The sequence below is a fragment of the Streptomyces sp. NPDC057654 genome (assembly GCF_042800135.1).
In the GTDB taxonomy this organism is placed as follows: domain Bacteria; phylum Actinomycetota; class Actinomycetes; order Streptomycetales; family Streptomycetaceae; genus Streptomyces.
In genome coordinates, this window is the sequence record NZ_JBHVHQ010000005.1 from 15,079 (window position 1) to 36,840 (window position 21,762).

Consider the following 21,762-nt stretch of genomic DNA (forward strand, 5'->3'; position numbering starts at 1 on the left):
AGAACTGGTCGGTGTGTCAGCCCTTCGGCGGGTTCTTGAATGTGTTTCGGCTGACCTGCGGCGTGGCGGCGTGGCGGCGTGGCGGCGTGGCGGCGTCGCGGGGCCGCGGGGCCGCGGGGCCGCGGGGCCGCCAGAGCCTCCTTCCTGGATGGGTACGGTCTGGTCCAGCTCGTCGGCGAGGCCCTGGCGCAGAGCGGTGCTGGTGGTCATCGGTAATCCCGTTGAGGGAATTGGAGCTGGTCGGCGAGAGCTGCCAACTGCCACCGGCTCCCACGGGAAGCCGGGATTCAGCGGCCAGGCCAGGTGGTCGATAGCTGATCGGAGGCCACCCGGACCGTGAACTGCTCCAGCGGCGGTGCCCCGTCGTTGCGCCATCGTGTGATGTGCTCTTCGATCGCGTCCCAGAGGCGGGCGGGGCCGCCCTGGCGGACGGCCCAGTCTCCACCGTCGTTCTCCCACAGCACCGCCCATGCGCCGGAGCCGACGTCGAGCAGTACGTGTTCCGTCCGGCCGTCGCGGTTCAGGGTGATGCGTTGGGCGCCGGGGGCTGCGAGCTGTGCGACGAACCGCGTGGTCCAGTCATTGAGGGCATCGGCCCCGAGGAGGGCGCGGCGTTCGTCGCTCTGGTCGAGGTCGGGCAGCAAGCCGAGCGGCGGGGGCAGGTGCGGGCGGGCGAGCATGAACGAGATCTGCCCGCCGAGGAGCCGGCCGGAGGCCGTGCCGTCCCCGTGGACCGTCAGCCGTGCCAGCTCGGAGGAGTAGAGCCAGCCGCAGAGGGTGAGGAGGAGGGTTCCGTCGGGCCGGGTCTGCTCGATCAGTTCGCGGGGGACGGTGCGCAGCCCGCAGGTGGCGATCACCCGGTCGTACGGTGCGCTGTCCTTGTGCCCGGCCAGGCCGTCGCCGACGACCAGGTCCGGTGTGAACCCGCACTGCCCCAGTGCCGTACGGGCTCGGGAAGCCACGGCTTCGTCGACCTCGACGGAGGTCACCAGGGCGTCGCCGAGCCGGTGGCAGAGCAGGGCGGTGGAGTAGCCCGTGCCGGTCCCGATTTCCAGCACGCGATGGCCGTCGTCGACCTGGAGGTCTTCGAGCATCCGGACGACGAGGCCGGGCATGGTGCTCGATGAGGTGGGGGCGCGCAGGATCCGGCCCTGGATGTCGCCGGGCACGATGGTGCCGGCGATCTGCGTCACGAGGGACGTGTCGGCGTAGCAGTGCTCCAGCCATGTCGGTTCGTCGGGCAGGACCGGGGCCCACGCTGTGGGCGATGAGCCGTCGACCCATTCGAAGAAGCCGCCGCGCAGGAACTCGTGGCGCGGGATCTGGCGCACCGCCGTGCGCCAGGGCTCGGTCCGCAGGTGACCGTCGGCGGACAGGCGCCGGGCGAGCTGTTCGCGCAGTTCCTCGGCGGTCATGCGGTGTTCTTCCTTTCCAGCAGGTCTGCCATCGCGGCCACCATGGGCAGCCCGGTCTCCGGCTCCAGCCACGCCCACTGCCCCGAGGGGTTGCATTCCAGGAAGCTCCACTGGCCCTCGTTGTCGACGGCGAAGTCGAAGGCGCCGAACACGAGCTGGAAATGGTCGAGGTAGGCGCGCAGGGCTTCGCTGATGCCTGGTGGCGGTTGGACCACGCGGTAGCGCAGTCGTGCGTAGTCGGTGCGCCAGTCCAGCAGGTTCGAGTCGATACGGACGCAGAACACCTGGTCGCCGATGACGGTGACGCGTACGTCACCTCTCTTGTCGATGCGCCGCTGAAACAGGTGGGCGGTGCCGGCCACGGCGTCGTCGATCTCGTCGGCGCTGACCTCTTGGACCTCGACCGTGCAGGAGACGCCGTCGATCCGGTAGAGCGGCGCGGACAGCGGCTTGTAGAGCGCGGGCCCATGGCGCTTGATGAACGCGCGGGCGGCGTCGGGGTCGGAGGTGACCAGGGTGGCAGGAATCCGGAATCCGCAGGCTGCGGCGGCGGCAAGGCCGGAGGGCTTGAACTCGGCGTCGCCGATGCGGTGGGGGTGGTTGACGTACAGGCAGCCGGGCAGAGAGGCCACGATGCCGCCCAGGCCGTAGCGCGCCTGCGCGATGGCGAACCGCGCGGACTGCTCGTCGAGGTGGGGAAAGGCGAACGTGGAGGGCCGGCGGTAGTACAGCGACCGGATGCGCGACAGGTCCGCGGTGCGGGTGGGCGTCGTCAGCGTGCCGCCGAGGCCGTCGCAGGTGAGGGTGGCCGTGACCGACAAGATGGTGGGGAAGTCCCCGGAGTCGAACCGCACCACCGGGACACCCCGGCCGTGCAGTTCCTCGATCACCAGGTCGGTCGTGGGGTCGTCCAGGTTGGTGACGACCAGAACCGGTCCCCTGTCGCTGTCCTTCACTGGTCGCTGTCGTTTCCCGTGTCCACGTCGCCGCCACCACTGCCGCCGGGCCCTGCGCCGTCGGAGGGGTTGCCGGTTCCGGTCGCCGGGTTGGTGCCCGTGCTGGTGCCGTGCCCGGGCATCTCCATAACCTGTCCGGTGGCGTCGTAGTAGCGCCCGGTCTGCGTCACCGGGTCCAGCTCGACCCGGGAGTACGAGGGCGCGCAAGCTGGGTACGGTGCCATACGCCGCAGCCCCCAAGGGGTTGGTGTGCTGATGCCGTTGGGTAGCGGAGTTCCGGTGGGAAGCCGGTCCGAGTGGGCGAACATCGGTGCCTCCTTGGCGGCTGGAACGCTGAAGTCGCGGTCCGTACGTCCTGGGCGGATCAGGCTTCATGCCGTGGTGGGTGCCGAGGAGCAGGATCGCCTGGCAGGGGCCCGAACGCGTCCGTGCTCATCGACTCATACGCCAAGAACCGATCCGACTACCCACAGTAGTAGATCTGTCGACGCTGCGTACATGACGCGTGCAGCTCGCAACGATCGCCCCGCCTCCGTATCCCGAAGGTCGAAGCGTGGCGATACGGACGCCTCGGGCAACGTTCACAGCAGCTAAAGGATGCGCCATTGCAGTGCAACGTCTTCCCGTCGGAGGCCATCGATGCGGCGTTCCACCTCTTCCAGGCTCCCTGGGTTGTGCAGCGCCTTCTTCGCGTTGGTGGTGATCATCCGCAGTTCGCGTATATCGCGCAGCGTCCGGAAGCCGGGCCAGTCAGACACATCGAATCCATACGTGTCGGCGAACTCCTGGTAGTGCGCGCGACCGTATCCGAATCGGCGGCAGTGGACCTCGATGGTGACGAGGTCCCAACTGGATCATGGCGATGGGGTGAGGTGATGGCGGCGATGGAGGCTCGGATGGCTGCGATGTTGCCGTGCTGCGGCAGTTGGACTGGCGGAGCGGAAAAGGTGTGCAGGACATAGGGGCTTGGCGATCTGCGAGGCCGCGACGGGGCGGTCGGGCTGGGGGAGGTAGGTCCAGAAGGTGACGGAGTGGTCGGTGACGTCGACCGGCTGTTGTACGGGGTGCAAGGCCACGGTGGGGAACCCGCTCTCCATGAGCCAGCGGACGAAGTCCACGGTTCGCTGCACGGTCTCCGGTTTGGTGCCTCGGCGTGCGACCTTCACCACCACTGGTGAAGTGCTCAGCCGGACGACAGCATTCGTGTGGCCACGGAGGAGTTGCGCCCCTGGCCGCGTCCGTCTGCGCAGCGACAGCACCCGGGCCTGGATGAGTGCCAGTGGACCGCGTGGCTACGTGAGCGGATCCAGCCCGTCTGGCGGCCCGGCGAATGGGACAGCGAGGCCGAGGACCTTGGAGTGCGGGGCCCATTCGCCCTGCTTGGCAACGACGATCTGGTCGTGGCTTTTGAGCCGGAGGGGAGGCGCCCAGGCCGCTGACGGCGCAGAACCTGCTCCAGCTCGCTGCACGACGTTCACCCGTCGATGGCCACGCCATCCAGTTTGATCTCGGCGTCGAGTTCCAGGAAGGGGCGACACTTCAGGCATAGGCGGACGCTGTACTTGGCTCCCTGCCTTCGGGCTTCCGGCTTGGTCACCCCCATTGTGGTCATCAGCCACTGTTCATCGTGGTTGGACATGACAGTTTCGCAGTCTCGGAGGTGCAGCACAGGACGTCGCGGTGGCCGGTATTCCATATGCCACTGGGCGACTGGTAGTCCGGCATCACGAAGAACTTGTTGATCTTCTCTGGAGCGGGCTGCCGCGAAGAAGGCCAGGTCCTCCAGTTGCTGGCTCTCAGAGCGCTGTACGAAAGCTACCGCGAGTCGGAGGATCGTGTTGAGGGGGCTGAGCCGGCCCACTACGGGCAGCAGCGAATCGCCGAGCGGCACAGGAGGAACGCTGAACCGGAAGCCTCCTGTGTCGAAGTGGCCGCCGGGCCTGTGCACTGCCAATGCCAAGCGGCGCAGGTGCGGCCCCGGGCAATGCAGTGCGGCTGCTTCCAGCAATTTCGCCCTATCGCCCCGCCGCCCAGCCTCTTTAAGCGCATAGTGCAGGTCGGCAACGACTGCCGGATCGTGGCCTTGAGCAACATCGGCGAGCAGGCCGTCTGCCTCTTCGTCCCGATCGGCATCGCGCAGGTCATCCAGCTTCTCGACGATCTCCACGGCGTCCAGTCTTGTTGGGTCGAACTTCCGGCGCTGTTTCGGAGGCTCTACACCGTGTTCCCAGTGGTCCAGTGCATGCTGGGTTTCGGCAGCCATCTCCTCCGCGTGCTGGGCGTCGCGCTGCTGGAGGTGGAGTAGGGCGACGGTCTGGGAGAGCAGGTCTTCCAACTCGGCGGCCCGCTGCAGTGCGCTGTCTCGTTCCGCCTCCAGTCGCCGCACCTGCTCCTCAAGGTCGGCCACGCCGGCCTGCCGCAGCCGGTCGATCTCGTGCTCGGCGCGGTACCGGCGGTCACGCTCGCCCTGCAGCTCGCCCTGGAGGGCGGTCAGGGAACTGGCCGTTGCGGCCTGCTGCGCCTGCACCTTCTCCTGCAATTCCGCGACTTCGTAAGCACGAGCGGACAGCGGCCCCTTGGACCGGGCTGCGGTATACAGCAGGGCGCGGCTCTGCTGCGCCGCTTCCCAGACGGGAGTGTCCGCGTCCTGGCCTGCCAGTAGGTGGTGGAACCGGGTGAGGAGCTGCGGTTCCGGCAGGCTTCGACCGGACAGGTAACGCGAGAGCCGGGTGGCATCCACCCCGAGCTCCGTGGCCAATTCGACGGAGGTCTTCCCGGCCAGCTCTCGCAGGTCTCGAAGGTGATTTGCGAAGGCTTTCTCCTCTGCCCCAAGGTCGGCGCTCAGTGGCGCCAGTGCCCGACCCCGTGACACGCCCTCCTGCGCAGGTAACTGCTCCGTCACATGGCCCCCTCTTGCTGCTCGCAAGATGCTTCCGGTTCCGCAAGGTCACGTTGCTCTCTGCCGCAACAAGTGCGTGGCGCTGTTCCATCGACCTTAGTTGGATCGCTCAGGTCGCAGATACGGGCGCTGGCAGGAAGTTGCGCGGCTAACCCTCGCCTGCGGCACGGTGCGGACCGACGCGGACAACCGCGTTCTCGCCCCTCGTATCCCGGGAGTTCCCGCATGAACGGTCTCGACACCCGCACCGCCGTGTTGCTGCTGGCGGGCGGCTTCAGCGCGTACGTCGCCTTCCTCCACCCGGCCGTCGGGGTGGCGCTCCTGGTCGGAGTGGCTGTCGTCGGCCTTCTCCACGTCCTCCTGCGGTGAATCGCTCCGCAGGCCCGCCTAGAGCGGGAGAAGGGGGCGTAGACAGTCTGCGCCTCCTCGGCCCTCCCTCGTACACCAACGCGACTGCCCACAGGTCCAGTTGATCTACCCCGAGTGTCAGTGTCGGGGGTTACCGTCGTGAGTATGCCCGGCGCGGGCACTTCTCCGCTCCTCCCCGACTGCCGTGAGGACTCGTCGTGACAAACGTCCGTGGCCACTATCGGAAGAACGGTTCCTACGTCCGGCCGCACCGTCGCAGGACCCGGCCGGCTGGCCCCTCCGCCGCCCGCAGGGTCCCCCCGCCCCGTACCGCGCCCAAGCCGCCCGTCCGCCGGCAGCCGGTTCCGCCAGGGGCGACGACCCATGTGCGGGGGCACTACCGCAACGGCTTCTACATCCGGCCGCACTCCCGTCGGCTCAGCGGTCCCCGGGCCGCGGCCGCCGGGGGAGGGGGCTTCCTGATGTTCTTGCTGCTGGTGTTTCTCATCTTCGGTGTCTTCAGTTAGTAGGGGCCGCGGCCTGCCTGGTTTCGGCAGGGTCTGGGTCCGGCGAGCGGCCAAAGGACGAGCGCAGCGTCGATATCCTGCGAGTAGCGCTACACCACGCGGATCCCCCTGCCGTCGGTCCGCTCGGGCAGCAACTCGACAACGTAGCTCTCCGAGCGAGGATCGGCGTCCGGGAGGTTGCAGGCTTGCTCGGGGGTGAGGTAGTCGGCTTCCCGCGCGCGGCAGCGTGCGGCGGCTCCTGGTCGAACAGGCACTGGCGTCCTACCCGCGACTCGCCGCCTCCGGCGTCCAGCGGGTCCGTCCGGTGCACGATGAGTACCCGCCTACCTCGGCGGCAACCGCCGAAGCATGAGCGCAGTGCCTGGACCTGTTGCGCGAGGTATGCCGACTCCACGCACCGCAGCTCGGTGCCGGCGGCCGTGTGCCGTTGCAGCCCGCCCCTGACCCCGTCTACCGCTCCTTCACCCGCGTCGCCGAGTCCGCCGGCCTCCGCGTGATCCGGCTCCACGACGCCCGGCACGGCTGCGCCACCCTCCTGACCGCCGCCGGGGTGGCTCCCCGCGTCGTGATGGAGATCCTTGGGCACTCGCAGATCAGCATCACCATGGACGTGTACACGCACGTCGTGCAGGACACCCAACGCGAGGCCATCAACCACATGGACCGGCTGCTCAAAAGGCGGCCCGACCGTGAGTGACCGCCGCCGTTGATGTCAGAAGTGGATGTCAAACGCCCCGGAGCTTGATCGCTCCGGGGCGTTTGCGCTGGTGCCCCCGGCAGGATTCGAACCTGCGACACCCGCTTTAGGAGAGCGGTGCTCTATCCCCTGAGCTACGGAGGCGGGCGGACGGGCCGTGTGGTGGGCACGCGGGGGCCGTTTCGACCACTGACAGGGTAGCGGATGCGGTGGGCGGGGTTCGATGGTGTGGGGTCAGGGGGTGTGGGGGTGGGTTGCTGCTGTCTGTTGGAGGAGGCGGGTCACGTGGCGGATGTCGGGGCGGCGGGAGGTGCCGGGGCGGGTGGTGGTGAAGATGGTGCGGGTTACGGGGCGGGTCAGGGGGTGGAGGCTCAGCGGGGCGTGGGCCTCGGGCAGGGCCAGGCGGGGGAGCAGTGCCACGCCCGCGCCCGCCGCCACCAGTGCCGTCAGTACCGAGAAGTCGCTGCTGCGCGCCCGGATGTCCGGTACGAAGCCCGCCGCCCCGCACGTCCGCTGGATCATCTCGTAGCACGACGCCTCCGGGCTCGGCGTCAGCCACGAGGCGTCCGCCAGTCCGGACAGGTCGGCTGGTTCGCCCGGTCCCAGGCCCCGGCCCGCCGCGTCGTCCGGGTGCAGTGCCAGCAACACCGGGTCGTCCATCAGCCACGACTGCTCGTACCCCGTCGGGAAGTCGCGGGGGAGGACCGTATAGCCGTGTACGACCGCCAGGTCCGTTTCCCTTCTGCGCAGCGCCTCCAGTGATTCCTCCGGTTCCTGTTCCGTCAGGTGCAGTGTGAGGTCGGCCGTTTTCGCGTCGCCCGTCAGGGCCGCCCACGTCGGCGGCAGCAGGGTGCGGGCCGCCGACGCGAACGCCGCTACGCGTACGACCCCGTGCCCGCCCCCGCGCAGCGCCGCCAAGTCCGACTCCGCCGCGGCCAGATCGCCGAGGACGACCTCCGCGTGCGCCACCAGCAGTTCGCCCGCCGCCGTCAGCCGCAGCGTGCGGCCCTGTTTCTCCACGACGGGGACCCCGGCCTCGCGTTCCAGCACCGCGAGCTGCTGCGAGACCGCCGGCGCCGTCAGATGCAGCGCCTCCGCCGTCGCCGCCACCGTCCCGTACATCGCCAGGTGCTGAATGATCCGCAGGCGTCTCACGTCTAGCATGCCCGTCAGCCTACGCGCATTCGTTAAGGGTGGCTTATTTGTTCTTGCATTAAAGCTAAATGGAACTTTTCTCATTTCCCCGCCACCCTTGATCCGTGACCTCCCCCTCCCCCCGCCTCCTCGCCCTCGCCGGCACCGTCGTCCTCTGGGCCTCCGCCTTCCCCGCCATCCGCGTCGGCGTCGACGAGCTGGGCGTCGCCGCCCTCTCCTTCCTGCGGCTCGCCGTCGCCGCGCTCGCTCTCGTGGCCGTCGCGCCCTTCGCGCGCGTACGGCTTCCGCGGCGGGGCGATCTGCCGCTCATCGCGCTCTGCGGCGCCACCGGAATGACCGCCTACCAGACGCTCCTCAACTGGGGCGAGGTCCACGTCGAGGCCGGTACCGCCAGCCTGTTGATCTCCGCCGCGCCCGTCTTCAGCGTGCTGCTCGCAGCCGTCTTCCTCCCCGCCTCCGAACCGCTCACCCGCCACGTGCTCGTCGGCAGCGTCGTCGCGATCGGGGGGTGTGCCCTCGTGGCGCTCGGCGGCGGCGGGGCGACCGGGTTCGGTGCGGGGGCGCTGGTGGTGCTCGCCGCCGCGGTGGTGCAAGGGATCTACCACTTCGCCACCAAGCCCCTGCTGCGCCGCTACACCGGGCTCGAAGTGGCCACGTACGCCATGGTCGCCGGTACGGTCTTCGGGCTGCCCCTCGCGCCCGCCGCCGTACGCGCCGCGGCCCATGCCCCGGCCGCCGCCCTCGCCCCCGCCGTCTTCCTGGGGCTGCTGCCCTCCGCCCTCGGCTTCGTGATCTGGGGATATGCCGTCGCCCGGCTGCCCCTCGCCGTCTCCACCGCCGCCCTCTACCTCGTACCGCCCGTCGCGCTCGCCGTCTCCTTCGTCTGGCTCTCCGAGGCGCCCCACCCCCTCGCGCTGGCCGGCGGCGCCGTCACCGTTCTCGGCGTCTTCCTCATCCATCGGAGTCGTCGGCGGGCGGAGGCCGTCCCGAGGGTTCAGGAAGTCAGCCCAAGTGCATCCACACGCCCTTGACCTCCGTGTACGCGTCCAGCGCGTACTTCCCCATCTCCCGGCCCCACCCGCTCGCCTTGAAGCCGCCCCACGGCGCCGCGCTGTCCGGGACCGGCGGCATGTTGACGAAGACCGCGCCCGCCCGGATGTCCGCCGCCATGCGGTGAGCCGTCGTCAGGTCCCTGGTCCATACGGCCGCGGCCAGGCCGTACTCGGTGTCGTTGGCGCGCGGGCCGAGCTCCTCCGGGTCGTCGTAGGCGAGGACCGGCAGGACCGGCCCGAAGAGTTCGTCGCGTACGACCGACATATCGTCGCGTACGCCCGCGAAGACGGTCGGGCGGTAGAAGTGGCCCTCTTCCAGGGGGCCGTCCGCGCGGGCGCCGCCGGTGACGACCTCCGCGCCCTCCGCGATGCCCGATCTGACGCCCGCGTCGACCTTGGCCAGGTGCTCCGCGCTGACCAGCGGGCCGAGTTCGGTGGCCGGGTCCAGGCCGTGGCCGAGGCGGAGGGCGGCGGCGGCCGTGGCGAGCTTGGCCGTGAACTCGTCCACGCGGCTGCGGTCGACGTAGAAGCGGGTGTACGCGGCGCAGACCTGGCCCGAGTTGAGCAGCGCGCCGCGCACATTGCCCTCGACCGCCGCGTCGATGTCGGCGTCGGCGGCGATGATGCTGGGTGCCTTGCCGCCCAGTTCCAGAGTGGGGCGCTTGAGGTTCCCCGCGCAGGCCCGGACGATGTCGCGGCCGACGGCCGTGGACCCCGTGAACGAGACCTTGTCCACCCCCGCGTGCGCCACCAGGGCCCGGCCCGGCTCCGGGCCGCCGGTGAGCAGGTTGACCACGCCGGCCGGTACGCCCGCCCGCCGGATCAGTTCGACCAGCCGCAGCGTCGTCAGCGGCGTCTGCTCAGCCGGTTTGACGATCACCGTGTTTCCGCAGGCCAGCGCCGGTGCGATCTTCCAGGCCGCGATCATCAGCGGGAAGTTCCACGGCGTGATCAGCGCACAGACGCCCACCGGCTCGCGCCGCGTGTAGTGCACCGTGTCCGGGAAGGTCACCGGCGCCACCGCGCCCTCGATCTTGGTGCACCACCCGGCGTAGTAGCGGAAGTGCTCCGCCGCCCCCGCCACGCTCACGCCCCGCGCCACGCCGATCGGCTGGCCCTGGTCGCGGGTCTCCAGCTCCGCCAGCTCCCGCGCGTTCTCCTCGATCAGCTCAGCCGTACGCCACAGCAGTCGCGCCCGTTCGGCCGCCGTGATCCCCGCCCACGCCGGGTCGGTGAGCGCCACCCGCGCCGCCGTCACCGCGGCGTCCACATCCGCCTCGCCCGCCTCGGCCACCCATCCCGTCACCGCCCCGCTCGCCGGATCGTGACTCGCGAACCTCGCGCCGTCCGCCGCCTCCGTCCACTCGCCCGCTATCAGCAGACGGCCCTGGAGCTCCCGCACTGAGGCCGGCGCCTGCTCCGACCGCATCTCCGACCGCTTCCCCCACGGCTTCTCCGTCTGCTTCTCCGTCTGCTTCTTCTCCCGCATGCGGCTCCTCCGGCGTTCGAATACGGCGTCCTCCTCTCCCACCCTTCCGGGCAGCGGTGTCCGGTACTTGACCGAGAGCGAACAGCCCTTGTCCAACGCTGCTCACACCCCGCGCAGCGTCCACCCCACGTCCGGATCGCCCGCCGACCGGAACTCGCGCGGACTCGCCCCGTACGCCGCCCGGAACACCCGGCTGAAATGCGCCGCGTCCACGAACCCCCACCGCGACGCGATCACCCCCACCGGCCGGCCCGCCTGCAACGGGTCCCTCAGATCCCGGCGGCAGTGCTCCAGGCGGCGCGTGCGGATCCAGGAGGAGACCGTCCTCCCCTCCGCCCGGAACAGCTTGTGCAGATAGCGCGTGGAGACGAAGTGCGCGGCGGCGATCATGTCGGGGCCCAAGTCCGGTTCACCCAGGTGCTGTTCGATGAAGACCGTGATCCGCGTCAGCAGCGCCCGCCGCCCGGACGCCAGGCGCGGCCGGTCGCCGGCCGCCCCGGACCCCGCCCCCTCCAACTGGTCCGCCACCAGCATCACCAGCAGATCCACGATGTTGTCCGCGAGCCGCACGCCGCCGGGCCCCTCGTACCCCTCGTACTCCTCCAGATGCCCGGCCAGCCGCAGCAGCAGCGCGGAGACCAGCGCGCCCGTGCCGTGCTGCCCCCGGACGCGTACGGCCGTGATCCGGGCCACGTCCCGCGGCGGTATGCGCAGCAGCCGGCGGGGGAGCATCAGCACCAGCTGGCGGTAGCTGTCGTCGAAGGCGAGCGTGTACGGGCGCGTGGTGTCGTACACCGCGAAGTCGCCCGGCGCCAGCGGAGCCTCGCGGCCGTCCTGACTCAGCACGCAGCAGCCGCGCAGCTGGAGGCCGAGCTTGAAATAGTCCTCGGTGGAGGCGGCGATGGCGCGCGGAGTGCGGTGCACCGCGTGCGCCGTCGCGGCGATCTCCGTGACCTGGAGCTCGCCCAGCCGTACGCCGTGCAGCTCGCCCTCGAACGGGCCCGCGCCCGGATCCGCGCGCAGCGGCACGAACGCGTCGCAGATCACGCTGCGCCAGAAATCGAAGCGCTCGGCGGCCGACAGGCCCGCCGTGCGCAGGGTCAGGGACACGGCGCCTCCCACCAGCAGCGTGTATGCCCGGGCCATGCTGCCGGGCGGCACCGCCGTTGCCAAGGGCGAGTCGGCCGGCGGCGTTCGCTGCCGGTCAAAGGGTGTGCGTTCTCGGACAAGAAGCTTCGGGCGGGCATCCGCAGACTCGGATCACACGCCGCGCCCCCGGCCTGTCCCCGACCTGACCCAGGCCTGTCCCCGACCCCCTTCTTCCGCTTGGTGCCTCGACAGCCCGGAGCCCCCATGCCCCACCCGCTCGGTTCCGCCCCCGGCAAGATCGTCGCCGTCCACCTCAACTACCGCGGCCGCGCCGCCGAACGCGGTCGCCTCCCCGACCGGCCCTCCTACTTCCTCAAGCCCCCCACCTCCCTCGCCGGCAGCGGCGACCGGCTGATCCGGCCGCAGGGCTGCGAACTGATGGCCTTCGAGGGCGAGATCGCGCTGGTGATCGGCGAGCGGGCCCGGCAGGCGCCCCTGGAGTCGGCCTGGTCGCATGTCCGGTGGGTGACCGCCGCCAACGACGTGGGCGTGTACGACCTGCGCCACGCCGACGGCGGCGCCAACCTGCGCTCCAAGGGAGCCGACGGGTTCACCCCCCTCGGGCCCCGGCTGCTCGACGCCCGCGCCCTGGACCCGGCCGGGCTCCGCCTGCGCACCTGGGTCAACGGGGAGCCCGCGCAGGACGACACCAGCGACCATCTCCTCTTCCCCTTCGCCCAGTTGATCGCCGACCTCTCCCGCACTATCACCCTGGAACCTGGCGACGTCATCCTCACCGGCACCCCGGGCGGGGCCGGCGTCGTCGTGCCGGGCGACCTGGTCGCGGTGGAGGTCACCGGCGACGGGCAGTCGACCGGGCGGCTCGCCAACCGCGTCGCGGAGGCGGACGGTCCGCTGGCCGACGTCGGCGCGATGCCGCGGCTGCGGCCGGAGGACAGGGCGGCGGCTTACGGGCGTACGGCCGGGGCTGATGCGGGGGGTGCTTACGGACGTACGGCCGAGGCTGATGCAGGGGTTGCTTACGGGCGTACGGTTGGGGCCGATCCGGGGGCGGCTTACGGACGTACGGTCGCGGACGCCCGTACCGCACCGTACGAGCATCCCCCCGAAGGCCCCATCCCCATCCCCATCCCCATCCCCATCCCCCTCGCCCTCACCGAACCCCACCGCGCCGCCCTCACCCAGATCTCCGTCGCCACCCTCGCCTCCCAACTGCGCAAACGCGGCTACAACGGCTTCTTCATCGACGGCGCGCGCCCCACCCGCCCCGACCTGAAGCTCGTCGGCACGGCCCGTACCCTCCGCTATCTGCCGCTGCGCGAGGACCTGGCCCCGGCGTACAGCGGCGGCATGAACGCCCAGAAGCGCGCCGTGGAGTCCGTACGGCCCGGCGAGGTCCTGGTCATGGACGCCCGGCGGGAGGCGGACGCGGGCACGCTCGGCGACATCCTCGCCCTGCGCGCGCAGCGGCGCGGGGCCGCGGGCATCGTCACCGACGGCGGGCTGCGGGACAGCGCCGCCGTCGCCGCGCTCGACATCCCCGTCTACTCGTCCTCCGTGCACCCGGCGGTGCTGGGCCGCCGCCACATCCCCTGGGACACGGATGTGCCGATCGCCTGCGGCAACGCCCTCGTGCGGCCGGGGGACGTGCTGGTGGGCGACGCCGACGGGGTGCTCGTCCTGCCGCCGCACCTGCTGCCCGAGCTGATCGCCGACGCCCAGGAGCAGGAGCTCCAGGAGGAGTTCATCGCCGAACGCGTCGCCGAGGGCGCGGCCATCGAGGGTCTCTACCCGCTGGGCTCCAACTGGCAGGCTGAATACGAGCGTTGGCTCCGCCACGGCAAACGGTGTCCCGTCGATCGCCCGCAGGAGGCAACACAGTGAGGTTCCGCAGCGACCCGCGCCGCATCCGGGGCTCCATAGCCCCCGTCGTCACCCCCTTCGGCGAGGACGGCGCGCTCGACCTCGACGGCCTGCGCACCCTCGTGAACTGGCAGCTCGACTCGGGCTCGCACGGCATCTCGCTGGGCGGCTCCACCGGCGAGCCCGGTGCGCTGCGCACCGCCGAGCGTGTCGCGGCCATGGAGGCGGCGGCGGAGGTCATCGGCGACCGGGCGCCGTTCGTGCCGGGCACGGGTTCGGCGCGGCTGGACGAGACGATGGAGCTGACCGCAGCCGCCCGCGACCTGGGCGCGGACGCGGCGCTGGTGATCACCCCGTATTACGCGCGTCCGACGCAGGAGGCCCTCTACCGCTGGTACGCGACGCTCGCCGAGGAGTTCCCCGACCTGCCGCTGGTCGTCTACAACGTGCCCTCGCGCACCGCCGTCGACATCGCTCCGCAGACCGTGGCCCGGCTGTTCTTCGACTTCGAGAACATCGTCGGCGTCAAGGAGACCACCAAGGACTTCGAGCACTTCTCCCGCACGTACTACGCCTGCGGGCGCGAACTGCTGATGTGGTCCGGCATCGAGCTGCTCTGCCTGCCGCTGCTCGCGCTCGGCGGCGCGGGCTTCGTCTCGGCCCTGGCCAATATCGCGCCCGCTCCGGTGGCCAGGATGTACGAGCTGTGGGAGGCGGGTGACCACGAGGGCGCCCGCGAACTGCACTACCGGTTGCACCCGCTGGTCGACCTGCTCTTCGTGGAGACCAATCCGGCCCCGGCCAAGTGGGTGCTGGCGGACGCCGGGCTGCTGGCGTCGGCCCATGTCCGTACGCCGCTGATCCAGCCCACCGAGGCGGGGGTCGCGCGCATCCGGGAGCTGCGGGCGGCAGCCGCCGACCTGCTGTCCTTCTGACGCCGCTCAGCCCACTCGCCATCCCCCCCCACGCCGATGAGAGTGACCGTCATGACTCTGCGAACCCCGGCCGACCTCCCCAAACTGATCCGCCACTACATCGTCGGCGCGCACACCGAGTCCGCCGACGGGCGTACCTTCCCCAACGCCGATCCGGCGTCCAACCGCCCGTACTGCGAGGTCGCCGCCGGCGGTCCCCGCGACGTCGACGCCGCGGTGGCCGCCGCCGGGGAGGCGTTCGCGCACGGGCCGTGGCCGCGGATGAGCGCTCGCGAGCGCGGCCGGGTGCTGCACCGGATCGCCGACGCCGTCGAGGCGCGGGAGGAGCGGCTGGCCGAGCTGGAGTCCTTCGACACGGGCCTGCCCATCACCCAGGCGCGCGGGCAGGCCCGTCGCGCCGCCGAGAACTTCCGCTACTTCGCGGACGTGATCAACGCGCAGCACGAGGCGGCGTTTCCCACGTCCGCGCAGGTGGGCTATGTCGTGCGGAAGCCGGTGGGGGTGGCGGGGCTGATCACGCCGTGGAACACGCCGTTCATGCTGGAGAGCTGGAAGCTGGCCCCCGCCATCGCCGCGGGGTGCGCCGTCGTGCTGAAGCCGGCCGAGTTCACGCCGCTGTCCGCGTCCGTGTGGCCGCAGATCATGGCGGAGGCCGGGCTGCCCGTCGGGGTCTTCAACCTGGTGCACGGCATCGGGGAGTCGGCGGGCGCGGCGCTGGCCGGGCACCCGGACGTACCGCTGATCTCCTTCACCGGTGAGACGGCCACCGGGCGGATCATCATGCGCACGGCGGCCGAGGGGCTCAAGGGGCTGTCGATGGAGCTGGGCGGCAAGTCGCCGTGCGTGGTCTTCGCCGACGCGGATCTGGGGGCGGCGGTGGACGGGGCGCTGTTCGGGGTGTACTCGCTCAACGGGGAGCGCTGTACGGCGGGTTCGCGGATCATCGTGGAGGAGTCGGTCTATCCGGAGTTCGTCGCGCGGTTCGCGGAGCGCGCCGACCGGACGCGGGTCGGGCGGCCCGACGACCCGGCCACGGAGATCGGCGCGCTCGTCCACACCGAGCATTACGAGCGGGTCCTCGGGTACGTGGCCGCGGGCGTCAGGCAGGGCGCCCGGCTGGTCGCGGGCGGTGAGCGCCCCGCGCACCTGCCGGAGGGCAACTACCTGGCGGCCACCGCCTTCGCCGACGTCACTCAGGACATGCGGATCTGGCGGGAGGAGATCTTCGGGCCGGTCGCGGCGATCACCTCGTTCCGGGACGAGGAGGACGCCGTCCGTCTGGCGAACGACACCCCGTACGGCCTCGCCGGATACGTATGGACCTCCGACCTGGCGCGCGGGCACCGGGTGGCGCAGGCGATCGAGGCGGGCATGGTCTGGCTCAACTCCCACAACGTCCGCGACCTGCGCACGCCGTTCGGCGGGGTCAAGGCGTCCGGGGTGGGGCGGGAGGGCGGCGAGAGCAGCATCGACTTCTATACGGAGCGGCAGCTCGTCTCGGTCGCGACGGGCGATACGAAGGTGCCGCGCTTCGGGAGCACGGACGATGACTGACGCCGCCGGGTGCGAACTCCCGCCCCCGCCGGACGTGGTGCGCTCCGGCTATGCCCAGCTCGTCGTCACCGACCTGGCGCGATCCCGCTGGTTCTGGGTGGACGTGCTGGGCCTCCACGTCCAGTACGAGGACGACGGTTGCCTGTGCCTGCGCGGTACGGACGAGCTGACGCACCACTCCCTGGTGCTGTGCGCGGGGGAGACGGCGGCGCTGGACCACCTCGCGTACCGGGTACGGACCGGGGCCGACGTGGACCGTGCGGAGGCGTACTTCAGGGCGCTCGGCAGGCCGGTGCGGCGAGTGCCGAAGGGGGAGGGGACGCGCGGGGTGGGCGACGCGGTGCGGGTGCTCGACCCGCTCGGCTTCCCCGTGGAGTTCTTCTACGGGATCGAGCGCGGGGAACGGCTCATCCAACGCTACGACCTGCGGCGCGGCGCGGAGATCGCGCGCCTGGACCACTTCAACATCTGCACTCCGGACGTCCCGGCGGCCTACGCGCACTACACGGCGCTGGGGTTCGGCTGCTCCGAGACCATCGAGGGCGACGCGCACGAGCTGTACGCGGCCTGGATGTACCGCAAGCAGACCGTCCACGACGTCGCCTTCACGGGCGGCGGGGGCCCGCGCCTGCACCACCTCGGCATGGCCACCCACGAATCCCACCAAGTCCTGCGCACCGCCGACCTGCTGGGCGCCCTCCGCCAGGAACACCACATCGAACGCGGCCCCGGCCGGCACGGCGTCTCCAACGCCTTCTACCTCTACCTCCGCGACCCCGACGGCCACCGCGTCGAGCTCTACACCACGGACTACTACACGGGCGACCCCGACCACGAGACCTACCGCTGGAGCGTCCACGACGACCGCCGCCGCGACTTCTGGGGCAACGCCGTCATCGAATCCTGGTACAAGGAAGCCTCCCCGGTCCTCGACCTCACCGGCCGCGTACAGCCCGTCTCCGAAACCGCCTTGGACGAGTCGGCGGTACGGGTGGGGGCCGACGGGCTGGGGTGAGAGACGTGCTGAGCCGCTACGGCGCGGAAGCCCCGCAATTCATCTGCTTCTTGGCAGCGCCCACGAACTTCTTGAAGAGGGCCTTCTCATCCGGGAGGCGGGACCCGGGAGCCTCGGCGGCTTTCGCGTACCGAGCTCCCGTCCTCATGGTGAAGTACGTGTCCTCGCCGCCGCACGAGGCCATGACCCCGGCTTCGGGGGAGTGGTGGGTCAAGGACCGGGAAATGGCCGAAGCCAGTGGCTTGTCCCGCACTACGGCGAAACTCGCGTACGGCGGTTCCTTTTCGTCTTCGCCCAGGAATAGATCGCAGGCCCATACGGGCTCGGCCTCGGCGGACAGGGAACGCGCCCGCTCGACGGGCCGCCCTTGCGCGGCGCCGCCCGAGGCATCCAGAGCGAGCCCCGGAATTCCGCACGCCTTCGCGGAATCCGTGGGCCGCACCGATGCCGCGGGCAGCGGCTTCGGATCCGTGGGGGCGTTCCCGGGGGCGCAACCAGCGCGATGCGAAATGGCGTTGGAAGTCTCGACGAGCAACCGGGCCAGCTCCCGCTGCTTCATTCCCGCGCCCGTGGCGCTCGCCTCGATGACGTACACGGGCGGCTTCTCCGTCAGCGGGCTGCCGCCCGACTTCCCCCAGCACGACTCGGGAAGCATGACCCACCCGGTCGAATCGGAGACGCCGCCGGTGGCGGGACCGGAGAAGTACGACATCCGGGCGGGAGTGCGCCACGCGGACGACGTGAACGCGAAGTCGGCGCGCTCCTGATAGGCGCCGATCCGCACCTGTGCGTCCTCGCGCCCCAGCAGCTTCGAGGTCTGCCGGACGGAACAGCGGAATTCCACGTCCCCCTTGCCCGGCCCATTTTTGAGCCCACCATCGTCAAGCCGCCCGGAACGCCCCAGCACACGCTCCATCTCCCCGGCGGGAAGCAGCCCATGACACAACTCATCAGGCCCGAACGCATTGGTGTTCCAGCCCAGATTGAGCCCGCCCAGTACCAGCGCACATCCGGCCCCGGCGAAAACGACCTTCTTCCACACCGGTAGCGACCTCTTGCCCCCCGTCACTTCGGGGTCCGCAGGGCGGTGTAGGCGGCGTCCCGGCCAGAGGTATAGCTCTGCTCGGCCTCGTCCTTCATCCGGTCCACGGCGGTGGACTCGCCAGCATGCCGGCCAACGGCCCATTTGTCGATGAGCTTGTTGGTGCCGTCGAGCCCGGCGGCGTAGTTCTCGCTGTTGTCCGCTCTTGCCCTGCCTTCCTTCTCATTGATGACGTCCTTCGACCACTCATAGGTGGCCGCGTCGAGGGCGCGCTGGGCCTCGTCGCCGACAACGGGGATCATCGTGATGGGAATGCCGGCTCCGTGGTATGTGTACCGGGCCGTGTCATTGACCCAGCCGACCTCGCTGTCGCGCTTGTCGAGGATGATGTCGGAGCCGATGGCGTTGTACGCGCCGTTCACCTTGCCGATGGTCGCCGCCCGGTGGTCCCAGTCGCCGATGCTGTCGTGCGTATTGCCGGAATGGGTGCCACCGGAGAGGACCTCCGCCGAATATGCGCGCTCGGCGTGGTAGAGCGCGGCATATGTGGCGTCGTCGTCGGAGACGCCGCGCAGTACACGGAGCAGGCTGGCCTGGTTGTTGGCCAGGTGCGCGTTGTCGCCGGAGCCATGGATTCCCGGCTGACCGGCGTTGCCGCCCTTGTCCGAGTTCTGGCCGACGATGATGTCGTGGGTGTCCGGCACATAGGTCGCGAGGGCCCGGCCCAGTGGTTTCTGGAGATTCTGCGGTATGGAATCACCGCTGCCGTCGACATCGAGGATGCTGATGGTGTCCTGCATGACGCGGGCCTGCGCCTCGGAGTGAGCACCGGGGTGCCCGGTGGCGGCCCCCGGCTCGTGGCCGGTGCTGGCGGCCTCGATCGCCGAGGCGAGGCCCTCTCGGGCGCCCGGGGCCTCGGTGTCGCCCGAGCGGTGCTCGATGTTTCCGTACCAGGTGGTGTTGTCGGTGATCTTCCAGTCGCGGTCGTGCAACAGGTAGTTGAGCCGGTCGTTGGCACGGTGCTCGGCGTCCTCGCCGCTCGAACCGGGGTCGAGGTAGGCCGTAGTGGTGTCCGGATCGTGGCTCATGATGCCCAACGCCGTGTCCACTGGGTCATGGGCGAACCAGCCGTCCTCCTTGCCGTGGAACTCCCCGTGCAGGTCCCAGACGTCGTGATCCTTCCGCTCGGCGGCGATCATGTCGTCCGTGACGTCGGACATGAACTGCGGCGAGTAGCCGTCGCCCTGCTTCATCAGGGTGAGCAGGCTCTGGTAGCCGCGGACCTTCTGGTCGTGGTCCCTGGAGATGGTGTTCGTCTTCTCGGTCGCCGCTTCGAGCCCGTACTTCTCCAGGCCGGCCTTCTGCAGGCCCGAGCGCCAGTCTCGGTAGAAGGCGGAGTCCGACGTCGTCAGCCATTGCTTGTACGCCTTCTCGTAGCCGGGCGTACCGAACTTCAACGGCTCGTTCTTCGGCCCCTTGAAACGAGGCACCCGAGTCGCCGTCGCCAGGCTGGTCGCGAGCCCCTTCTCCAAGGCCAGGTAGTCGCCCTTGTTCTTCTTGTCGTCGAAATAGGCGAGGTCGTTGAGCTTGTTGGTGAAGGTGAGGGCGCCCTTGGGGCCGAGGCCGGACAGGAATGTCTGAGTGAATTCCTTGCTGTGGCCGTTGTCCCGGAAGAGGCGCTGCATCTCGGCGCGTTCCCCGGCATCGAGGTGACCGGTGGTGTTCAGCTTGGTCGCCAGTTCCTCGGCGCGCCGCCCCTCCACCTTCTCGATGTCCCCCTCGGCCGAGGCGTTGAATCCGGCCAGTCCGCCATGCATGACGTCGGTGTTGTGCACGGCGGTGGTGAGGGCGAGCTTCACGCCCTGGTCCGCGTCGTCGACGGCCCTGACAGCCTGCTCGATGTGTTTCGTCCAGTAGCTTTCGGCCTGTTCTCGCTTACCGGCGTCGAGCCGCGCGGCGTGCGCCCAGGCCGGATCGATCCGGTCGGCGCTCTCCGGGTCGAATACGGCCTTGCCTTCGCTGCTGATTTTGACGCCGCCATTGGTCTCGGCGTCCGCTACTGCTGACTTCACCTTGTTCTTGAGGTCGACGAACTGCGTGTGCGCGTCGCGCAGCAGGGAGGCGATCGCGCGGGCTTCTTTGGGAGCGGCCGCGAACTGCCCTGATGTCTCCGCCATGTTCGGGCGTGCGAAGATCGCGGTCGTGCCGTTCCAACTGCCGTCGTGCCCGACGCTCTTCACTTGGCCGTCGTAGGCCCTCTTCACTTCCTCGAACTTCTTCGCGGACTCGTCCCACTGCTCGGCCGCTGTGGTCAGGAGCGACAGGTCGGCGTGCATCACATCGTGGTACGTAAGCACAGTTCTACTCAGTTCTCTCGGTCGTCCTCAGTGCCGTGGATCAGCCGTGCTCAGTACTGCGAAACACGCGACGGATACGGCACGTAGGGTTGCTGCGTACCGTCCGTGCCATGAGGAGACGCGAACAGGAGGGAACTGCTGTGATCGTTGCCCTGGAACAGGCGATTGGCGTTGCTCAGCGCTGTCTTCTCGCCGGAGAGCCGTCCCTGGAGCGCCTTGACGGAGTTGTTCCAGCCCTCGAGCGCCTTTGTGATGCCTGAACCCGTCGCCCAGCCGCTGAACCCCTTGGCGGCGGCTTTCGAGGTTTCTTCGGGGCAGGCGCCCGCAGTCTTCGTATCGGGCTCCACATGGTCCTGGAGCGCGGCGACGGCGGCTTTCTTCTTCGCGGAGGAAGAGGAGAAGTCAGGAAGTCCTGGTCCGGGCGGCACCAGCGGGAGCTCCGAGGACGTCCCATTGATACGGGTGCGGGATTCCTTCTGCTCCGCCGCTTCGCTGCGCAACTGGTCCCACTCTTCGGCGAATGTCATGCTTCCCCCTGATTCCTCGCCAAGCCAACCCTGTCCGGGGCGGCCCCTACACGAAGCTATCAATGAGTGGCAGTTGCCCGCATCCGGCCGTGGTTTTGATGGCCAGGGTGACAGAACTGTTACGGCTCGCCCGGCTCGGCTTGCCCGCCCGCCGTTTCCCATTCGCCGCGTACGTGCCGCAAGTGGTGGCGTATGAGGGTTTCCAGGCGGGGTTCGTCGCCTGTGGTGATCGCGGCGAGGAGGTCGCGGTGTTCGGCGGCCCAGGCGGGGAGTAGGCCGCGTTCGGCGAGGTTTTCGAGGCCGTAGAGGCGGGTCTGGTCGCGGAGGTTGGCGATGGTGGCGGTGAGGCGGTGGTTGCCGGAGAGGGCCAGGAGGGTGAGGTGGAAGCGGCGGTCGGCGTCGAGGAAGGCGGGCACGTCGCCGTCATGGGCGGCTGACTCGATCTCGGCGGCCAAGGAGGAGAGCTCCGCGAGGTCGGCGGGGCGGGCGTGGCGGGCGGCTCGGAGGGTGGCGGGGACCTCCAGGAGCAGGCGCATGTCGTAGATCTCGTCGAGGTCGGCCTCGCTCATCGCCACGACGCGGAAGCCGCGGTTGCGTACGGGCTCCAGCAGGCCCTGGTTGACCAGGGTCAGCATCGCCTCCCGCACCGGGCTGCTCGACACGCCGAGCTTCGCCGCCAGCGCCGCCGCCGAGTAGATGTCTCCCGAGCGGATCTCGCCGGACACCATGGCCTGCCGGATCACCGCCAGGCATTGTTCCCGCAGGCTTACGTGGCGTAGCCGCTGGGTGACTTCCGCTGTCGGTCCGACGTTCACCGTTCG

18 protein-coding genes, 1 tRNA gene and 1 pseudogene are annotated in these 21,762 nt (G+C 70.0%); 7 read left to right on the forward strand and 13 right to left on the reverse strand.

Features of this window, described 5'->3' with window-relative positions:
* Positions 1-287: 287 nt before the first annotated feature.
* The 5 genes from tgmC to ACFU99_RS01130 all read right to left on the reverse strand — a co-directional run bounded on the left by tgmC (position 288) and on the right by ACFU99_RS01130 (position 5,273).
* Positions 288-1,415 (reverse strand): ATP-grasp peptide maturase system methyltransferase, encoded by a 1,128-nt coding sequence (gene tgmC, locus ACFU99_RS01110; protein WP_384383945.1) that lies wholly within the window; start codon positions 1,413-1,415, stop codon positions 288-290.
* Positions 1,412-2,371, reverse strand: coding sequence for an ATP-grasp ribosomal peptide maturase (gene tgmB, locus ACFU99_RS01115; RefSeq protein WP_384383948.1), 960 nt, complete (start codon positions 2,369-2,371; stop codon positions 1,412-1,414). The genes tgmC and tgmB overlap by 4 nt, the downstream gene beginning before the upstream one ends.
* On the reverse strand, positions 2,368-2,679 hold the full coding sequence (gene tgmA / locus ACFU99_RS01120; protein WP_384383951.1) for a putative ATP-grasp-modified RiPP: 312 nt from the start codon (positions 2,677-2,679) through the stop codon (positions 2,368-2,370). Before tgmA ends, tgmB begins: the two co-directional genes overlap by 4 nt.
* A gap of 282 nt (positions 2,680-2,961) precedes the next feature.
* Entirely contained in the window at positions 2,962-3,129 is a 168-nt protein-coding gene (locus ACFU99_RS01125) for a hypothetical protein (protein ID WP_384383953.1), read from the reverse strand.
* Positions 3,130-3,845: 716 nt separating this feature from the next.
* Positions 3,846-5,273 carry a helix-turn-helix domain-containing protein gene (locus ACFU99_RS01130; protein ID WP_384383955.1) on the reverse strand — a complete coding sequence of 476 codons (1,428 nt, stop codon included), beginning with the start codon at positions 5,271-5,273 and terminating at the stop codon, positions 3,846-3,848.
* A gap of 222 nt (positions 5,274-5,495) precedes the next feature.
* Here ACFU99_RS01130 and ACFU99_RS01135 point away from each other — a divergent pair, with 222 nt between their 5' ends.
* Both ACFU99_RS01135 and ACFU99_RS01140 read left to right on the forward strand, forming a co-directional pair.
* Positions 5,496-5,639, forward strand: a complete 144-nt coding sequence (locus ACFU99_RS01135; protein WP_384383958.1) for a hypothetical protein — start codon at positions 5,496-5,498, stop codon at positions 5,637-5,639.
* A 945-nt stretch (positions 5,640-6,584) separates the two neighbouring features.
* Positions 6,585-6,842 (forward strand): annotated as a pseudogene (locus ACFU99_RS01140) (tyrosine-type recombinase/integrase); the annotation flags it as partial.
* A gap of 68 nt (positions 6,843-6,910) precedes the next feature.
* Here ACFU99_RS01140 and ACFU99_RS01145 read toward each other — a convergent pair.
* Positions 6,911-6,986 (reverse strand) — tRNA-Arg (locus tag ACFU99_RS01145).
* A 90-nt stretch (positions 6,987-7,076) separates the two neighbouring features.
* The gene (locus tag ACFU99_RS01150) at positions 7,077-8,006 is read right to left on the reverse strand and encodes a LysR family transcriptional regulator (protein ID WP_384383961.1); all 930 of its coding nucleotides are present in this window, start codon (positions 8,004-8,006) and stop codon (positions 7,077-7,079) included.
* A 95-nt stretch (positions 8,007-8,101) separates the two neighbouring features.
* On the opposite strand from ACFU99_RS01150, the gene ACFU99_RS01155 reads away from it, so the two are divergent.
* Positions 8,102-9,028 (forward strand): DMT family transporter, encoded by a 927-nt coding sequence (locus tag ACFU99_RS01155; RefSeq protein ID WP_384383963.1) that lies wholly within the window; start codon positions 8,102-8,104, stop codon positions 9,026-9,028.
* Here ACFU99_RS01155 and ACFU99_RS01160 read toward each other — a convergent pair.
* Together ACFU99_RS01160 and ACFU99_RS01165 are read right to left on the reverse strand one after the other, a co-directional pair.
* Positions 9,000-10,538 (reverse strand): aldehyde dehydrogenase family protein, encoded by a 1,539-nt coding sequence (locus ACFU99_RS01160; RefSeq protein ID WP_384383966.1) that lies wholly within the window; start codon positions 10,536-10,538, stop codon positions 9,000-9,002. The genes ACFU99_RS01155 and ACFU99_RS01160 overlap by 29 nt on opposite strands.
* Before the next feature lie 102 nt (positions 10,539-10,640).
* Positions 10,641-11,684 carry a helix-turn-helix domain-containing protein gene (locus ACFU99_RS01165; protein WP_384383968.1) on the reverse strand — a complete coding sequence of 348 codons (1,044 nt, stop codon included), beginning with the start codon at positions 11,682-11,684 and terminating at the stop codon, positions 10,641-10,643.
* Positions 11,685-11,891: 207 nt separating this feature from the next.
* Between ACFU99_RS01165 and ACFU99_RS01170 the strand changes: the two genes are divergently transcribed.
* From ACFU99_RS01170 to hpaD, 4 genes are read left to right on the forward strand one after another with little or no spacing between them, the layout of a single operon-like run.
* A complete protein-coding gene (locus ACFU99_RS01170; RefSeq protein WP_384383971.1) occupies positions 11,892-13,532 on the forward strand; it encodes a fumarylacetoacetate hydrolase family protein in 1,641 nt (546 codons plus the stop codon).
* Positions 13,529-14,446 carry a 4-hydroxy-tetrahydrodipicolinate synthase gene (gene dapA, locus ACFU99_RS01175; protein ID WP_384383973.1) on the forward strand — a complete coding sequence of 306 codons (918 nt, stop codon included), beginning with the start codon at positions 13,529-13,531 and terminating at the stop codon, positions 14,444-14,446. The genes ACFU99_RS01170 and dapA overlap by 4 nt, the downstream gene beginning before the upstream one ends.
* A gap of 51 nt (positions 14,447-14,497) precedes the next feature.
* The gene (gene hpaE, locus ACFU99_RS01180) at positions 14,498-16,000 is read left to right on the forward strand and encodes a 5-carboxymethyl-2-hydroxymuconate semialdehyde dehydrogenase (RefSeq protein ID WP_384383976.1); all 1,503 of its coding nucleotides are present in this window, start codon (positions 14,498-14,500) and stop codon (positions 15,998-16,000) included.
* The gene (gene hpaD, locus ACFU99_RS01185; protein WP_384383979.1) at positions 15,993-17,015 is read left to right on the forward strand and encodes a 3,4-dihydroxyphenylacetate 2,3-dioxygenase; all 1,023 of its coding nucleotides are present in this window, start codon (positions 15,993-15,995) and stop codon (positions 17,013-17,015) included. Before hpaE ends, hpaD begins: the two co-directional genes overlap by 8 nt.
* A 16-nt stretch (positions 17,016-17,031) precedes the next feature.
* On the opposite strand, the gene ACFU99_RS01190 is transcribed toward hpaD, so the two are convergent.
* The 4 genes from ACFU99_RS01190 to ACFU99_RS01205 all read right to left on the reverse strand — a co-directional run bounded on the left by ACFU99_RS01190 (position 17,032) and on the right by ACFU99_RS01205 (position 21,756).
* Complete coding sequence (locus ACFU99_RS01190; protein WP_384383982.1) at positions 17,032-17,859, reverse strand: hypothetical protein; 828 nt, start codon at positions 17,857-17,859, stop codon at positions 17,032-17,034.
* Positions 17,860-18,080: 221 nt separating this feature from the next.
* On the reverse strand, positions 18,081-20,393 hold the full coding sequence (locus ACFU99_RS01195; RefSeq protein WP_384383985.1) for a hypothetical protein: 2,313 nt from the start codon (positions 20,391-20,393) through the stop codon (positions 18,081-18,083).
* Positions 20,394-20,464: 71 nt separating this feature from the next.
* On the reverse strand, positions 20,465-20,941 hold the full coding sequence (locus ACFU99_RS01200) for a hypothetical protein (protein WP_384383987.1): 477 nt from the start codon (positions 20,939-20,941) through the stop codon (positions 20,465-20,467).
* Positions 20,942-21,060: 119 nt separating this feature from the next.
* Positions 21,061-21,756 carry a GntR family transcriptional regulator gene (locus tag ACFU99_RS01205; RefSeq protein WP_384383989.1) on the reverse strand — a complete coding sequence of 232 codons (696 nt, stop codon included), beginning with the start codon at positions 21,754-21,756 and terminating at the stop codon, positions 21,061-21,063.
* Positions 21,757-21,762 lie beyond the last annotated feature (6 nt).